The sequence below is a fragment of the Muriicola sp. genome (assembly GCF_049669965.1).
Classification (GTDB): Bacteria; Bacteroidota; Bacteroidia; order Flavobacteriales; family Flavobacteriaceae; genus Muriicola.
The window spans coordinates 1-4604 of the sequence record NZ_JBATLB010000306.1; the positions used below are offsets into that span (position 1 = coordinate 1).

Annotated in this window: 5 protein-coding genes and 1 pseudogene; 3 read left to right on the plus strand and 3 right to left on the minus strand. The window is 42.8% G+C overall.

Features of this window, described 5'->3' with window-relative positions; genetic code table 11:
* The 3 genes and pseudogenes from WBM49_RS15045 to WBM49_RS15055 form a co-directional block, all read left to right on the plus strand.
* A pseudogene (locus tag WBM49_RS15045) lies at nt 1–501 on the plus strand (peptidase M28); the annotation flags it as partial.
* The gene (locus tag WBM49_RS15050; protein ID WP_424372867.1) at nt 498–1310 is read left to right on the plus strand and encodes an NAD-dependent epimerase/dehydratase family protein; all 813 of its coding nucleotides are present in this window, start codon (nt 498–500) and stop codon (nt 1308–1310) included. The pseudogene WBM49_RS15045 and the gene WBM49_RS15050, both read left to right, overlap by 4 nt.
* A 109-nt stretch (nt 1311–1419) precedes the next feature.
* Nucleotides 1420–2118 (plus strand): tetratricopeptide repeat protein, encoded by a 699-nt coding sequence (locus WBM49_RS15055; RefSeq protein WP_424372868.1) that lies wholly within the window; start codon nt 1420–1422, stop codon nt 2116–2118.
* A 55-nt stretch (nt 2119–2173) separates the two neighbouring features.
* Here WBM49_RS15055 and WBM49_RS15060 read toward each other — a convergent pair whose 3' ends face one another.
* The 3 genes from WBM49_RS15060 to WBM49_RS15070 form a co-directional block, all read right to left on the minus strand.
* The gene (locus WBM49_RS15060) at nt 2174–3763 is read right to left on the minus strand and encodes a trehalase family glycosidase (protein ID WP_424372869.1); all 1590 of its coding nucleotides are present in this window, start codon (nt 3761–3763) and stop codon (nt 2174–2176) included.
* Between the two features lie 59 nt (nt 3764–3822).
* On the minus strand, nt 3823–4320 hold the full coding sequence (locus WBM49_RS15065; protein WP_424372870.1) for a nuclear transport factor 2 family protein: 498 nt from the start codon (nt 4318–4320) through the stop codon (nt 3823–3825).
* Nucleotides 4313–4604, minus strand: a 292-nt coding sequence (locus WBM49_RS15070; protein WP_424372871.1) for a hypothetical protein, incomplete at its 5' end; no start/stop codon positions are given. The genes WBM49_RS15065 and WBM49_RS15070, both read right to left, overlap by 8 nt.

A 4604-nucleotide genomic window follows, 5' to 3' on the forward strand; every position in this document is an offset into this window, starting at 1 on the left:
GGGTCAGAGAAAACGATGGCAGTTACTGAGAACAATTCCACCATTAACAGCAAATACAATTCCATATTTACGCAGGTATCATCCGCTCCTTTCAAAGATATAACCGGGCCTGTGGTAACCATTGAAAAAGACACTACCCTGGAGGGAAGCCGAATCTTGGAAATAGGAATTTTTCCTCAACGAGCAGTGAACAGACTAGACGTATATACAGATAATACGCCCGTAAGCAAAGCAAGCATAAATGGTTTTGAACTCTCTGAATTCTATTTGAAGGAACGCAAAGGTACCCGTCTGTTTACACATTACATCAGCGATAATGACTCTACCATGTTAGAGATAAGAATCCCCGCCGGAGCAGAATTAGAACTCTCTATCTATGAAGCGTCTAATGATCTTTTGGATCATCCCCTGTTTACAATCCCTCAACGGCCCAAAGAACTTATCCCTATGCCCTTTGTGCTGAATGACGCCATCATCCTTAAAAAAACCATACGACATTGAAACCACACATAGGCGTTCTGGGTTGCGGCTGGCTGGGATTTCCCCTGGCAAAACGCTTTATTTCCATGGATTTCCGTGTAAGCGGTACTACGACCACCAAGGCAAACCTGGATATTCTTGGCAACGAGGGGATCGTACCCTACTATGTTGAACTCCATAACGAAGGTGTTCAAGGTTCTTTGATCAATTTCCTAAAGGACATAGACATCCTTATCATCAATGTTCCCCCAAGGCGAAAAGCAATGGAGGAAGATTATTTGAACAAGATGACCCAATTATACGAGGCGAGCAAGATCATGCATTTAAAAAAGATCATATTTGTAAGCAGTACATCTGTGTACGGAGAGGTACAGGGGGAGGTTACGGAAAGATCGGTTCTGAAACCCGGAAGTGATTCTGCAAAACAATTAGTGGCGGCCGAGAAGTTATTTATGGGAGACAAGGATATGGAAGCCACCATAGTGCGATTTGGAGGCTTACTGGGCCCGGACCGCCACCCGGTAACCTATTTGGCCGGCCAACATGAACTGTCCAATGGAGACGATGCCATTAATCTTATCCATATTGATGATTGTGTTCTACTCCTTACAAGTATTGTTACCAACGAATGGTGGGGAAAACTAATGAATGGGGTATACCCGGACCATCCAACCAAAAGGATATACTATACCAAAGAAGCTACTAAAAGAGGTCTTCCTGTCCCGGTGTACACAAAAGGATATGCGGGAAAAACGGGCAAGATCGTCAAAACCAAAACGCTGGATGCTTTAAAATTTAAATTTATGAACCCCATAGATTCGCACTCGTAGTAATCCGTTTACCGGTTGCCGGACATACCTATAATTGGGCCATTTTAAGGATTTTGTTATACACAGACCCAAAAAAAAGTAGTAATTTTGCCGCACTAATTTTAAGATCATGAGAACAAATATTGCCATCTTATTTTTCGCTATTGGTATAAGTAGTTATGCCCAAACCTCTGCTGAGTTAAAGTCGCATTACGAGGCTTTTTACAATGAAATGAAAGCCCAGGGAGATGTAAATGGTGTGATCAATGCCCTTACACACTTAATTGTATTAGAACCGTCTCAGGCGCAAAGAGATACATTGGCGTATGTGTATGCCAATAATAACCAGCATATGCAGGCCCTGAATACCATTGGAATAGAAAAGAATGAATCCGATTCTGATCTGGCTGTGCAGGTAAAAGCCATAAGTTTAAAGGCGCTTAACCAACCTAAACGTGCCTTGGAACAATTTGAGGTATTGTACCAACGCGTTCCGAATCCTTATTTGGCCTATGAGTTGGCTGATCTGAAAATTCAGACGGGAGATAATACAGGGGCGATGGCCAATATAGAGTTCGCACTTGGGAGCGTTCAGGACGGAATGAGCTATTCTTTTTATGAAAGACAACAACCTTATGAAGTCTCTTTAAAGGCAGCCTTATTGCATCTAAAAGGTTTGGTACAATACAATATGGACCATACCAATATTGACACTGCAATTGCCAGTATTGATGAGGCCCTGGCTCTCGATCCCAATTTTAATCTGGCCAGTCTTAGCAAACAAGCACTAGAATCCAGAAAGAATAATCCGGAAGAAAACAAGGATTAAAAAAGGGAGGTAATTGCCTCCCTTTTTTTCTTACTGTATTTCCGAAGTTGGTTTCTTACTCTTCCGGGTCCATTTCATCCAGTAACTTTTTAAAGGCAAGCGCAACACCATTGGTCCAACCAAAGCCGTCCTGGGTTTCGTATTCTCCACCCCCGGATAGGAGGCTAATGTCTTCTACATTGTATTTTTCCATCATCTTCCCGGTGTCTTTATAAACGCGTTCGTTTAAAGCAAGCCAGCGTTGCATAATGGTCTTTGCCTCTTCTACGTAGCCGTAGTTCAACAACCCCTCCACAGCCACATATTGTAAAGGGGCCCATCCGTTGGGCGCATCCCATTGTTGTCCGGAATGTTCCAGCGTGGTAACCAAACCTCCGTCTTTCAGGAAGTTTGTCATAAGCTTATCCCGTACTCCTTTTGCCTGTTCCTCGGAGGCAATTTCAAAGAACAAAGGAAAAGCCGCTGCCAGGGTAGGCGTTCTGGCAAAGTCTTTTTGTTGATAGTTGTAATCATAAAAAAAATTGTCATCTGCCTTCCAAAATAATTTCACAATACTCGTTTTCCGTTCCTCTGCCTTATAAAGAAACAGTTCCTGATTCTCAGCATCCCCTTTTAAGCCATAGCCCCTGGCGATGCTTTTTTCCATGAAATACAGGAGGCAGTTGAGATCTACTGCAAGAATATCGGCGGTTTTGGTAGAACCAAAATCATTTTCCCTGGTGTACCAGCGGCTGCTAAAATCCCAACCAGATGCAGCACCAGAACGCATATTTGTATAGAGTGTGGTTTTTTCTTTGCTGGAAGATAGTTCGGATGCCAAATGAAAATCTTCCTTGTACGATTCGGGTCTTGGCGTGGTGCCGCTATCCCAATAGCGATTCATGAACAGGTCCTCTCCCACTCTAACCACATATTTATCGGGGGTGTAAATTCCTTTAACGTCTTTCTTCCCTGCCATCCAAAACTCGTATTCTTTAAGGATGTAAGGGAAGTATTCGGAAAACATCTCGGGATCATCGCGGCATATGGCATCTACCATTAAGGCATAGAACGGTGGTTGTGATCTAGTGAGGTAATAATTCCGGGTTCCGTTGGGGATAAATCCAAGGGAATCTATCAGAAAGCTAAAATTGTCTACCATACTTTTGGCAAGCTCATCCTGATCATCAACCAAAAGTCCTTCTATGGTAAAATAACTGTCCCAGTAATAGATCTCCCTAAAACGCCCCCCGGGCACTACATACTTAAAGGGCAGTGCTATCCGCGATGAATTCTCCACAGGCGTATCTGGTCCTCTGGTGAGCTTGCCCCACATGCTGCTAATATGCTCATACATATTCTTAGTAGTGTCTGTAACAATGACCTGGCCTGAATTAAATTTATCAGAAAAATGAGTTGAGACAAAGTCTTCCAGGGAAAAGGAGGCTGCCGTTTTCTCTGCGTCATACATGGCCGCCAGTTCGGCATAAGGTCTGTCTGGTACCAGGTCCACAAAAGTCTTAGAATCTTTAAAGATTGCCTGCAACTGAACATCCTTAAACAACTCGGTGGTATAAAAATCGGTTGTTACAAAATCTTTTTGTTCTTGTTTACAACCAGTTAAAAGGAGAAAGCAGAGCAGGAATAGTTGATAGGAATACTTCATAGGTTTTACTTTTTATTTCTTCCGGAAGGCCTAGTAATACTTGGCATTATCGGTATATATCATTTTTTCTTTAGTCCGTTGAGATAGGTGCTGTCCCGTTCTTTCTTTAGGGCGATGACCGGATCTATCTCTTCGTTGGGAATGGTGAGCGACAACACATATTGCGCGATCTTCCATTTGCCATTTTCCTTTATAAGTACTCCCGAGCCCCGGCAAAGTTGCATCCAAGTATCCAGAAGCTCATCGAACCACGCTACCTTTCCGGAGAGATCCAGGTAGATATTTCGTTCTACCGCATTAAAATCCCAGGCTTTTCCCTGATCAAAATAAGGTTTGGAAAAAGCCATAAATTCTGTTTTGTCCCATACTTCCGCTGCATCAGTGCCAATAAAAATTGCATCCTCAGTGAGCAGTTCAAAATAGTTCACAAAGTTGGCCTCCCCGGCAGCTTTGTGCCAGTTGTCTAAAGTAAGTTGAATATTCTCCTTTTCAGAAGTTTGACCTTGTATTTTCCCTAAAACAAGAAGGGTTACGAAAATTAACAGCAGTTTATTCATCAGATAGTAATTGAGTATCCAAGGTGTTATTCACCAGTACATTAAATTGAGTACGCATGGCATTATAGGCATTTATCAGCTCTACAGCTGGTTCTGTGGCATCTACGCGGTATTCAACAGCGGCCCTGGTTTTTAAAATAAAAGTCTTCATAACTCTTTGTCTGCCCCTCACTTGTGGCAGATCCAAAGCAGCGGGATATACAGACTCTTCCAACTGCTTTTGCCGTTCTACCAGATCGTCTAGGACTAACGCAAGGTCTTCTGCATTCTCAACCGTATACAAG

What these genes read in the sequence shown, in the direction of transcription:
- WBM49_RS15055 (WP_424372868.1), top strand. Translation starts at nt 1,420, where the DNA reads ATGAGAACAAATATTGCCATCTTATTTTTCGCTATTGGTATAAGTAGT.
- WBM49_RS15060 (WP_424372869.1), bottom strand. Translation starts at nt 3,763, where the DNA reads ATGAAGTATTCCTATCAACTATTCCTGCTCTGCTTTCTCCTTTTAACT.
- WBM49_RS15065 (WP_424372870.1), bottom strand. Translation starts at nt 4,320, where the DNA reads ATGAATAAACTGCTGTTAATTTTCGTAACCCTTCTTGTTTTAGGGAAA.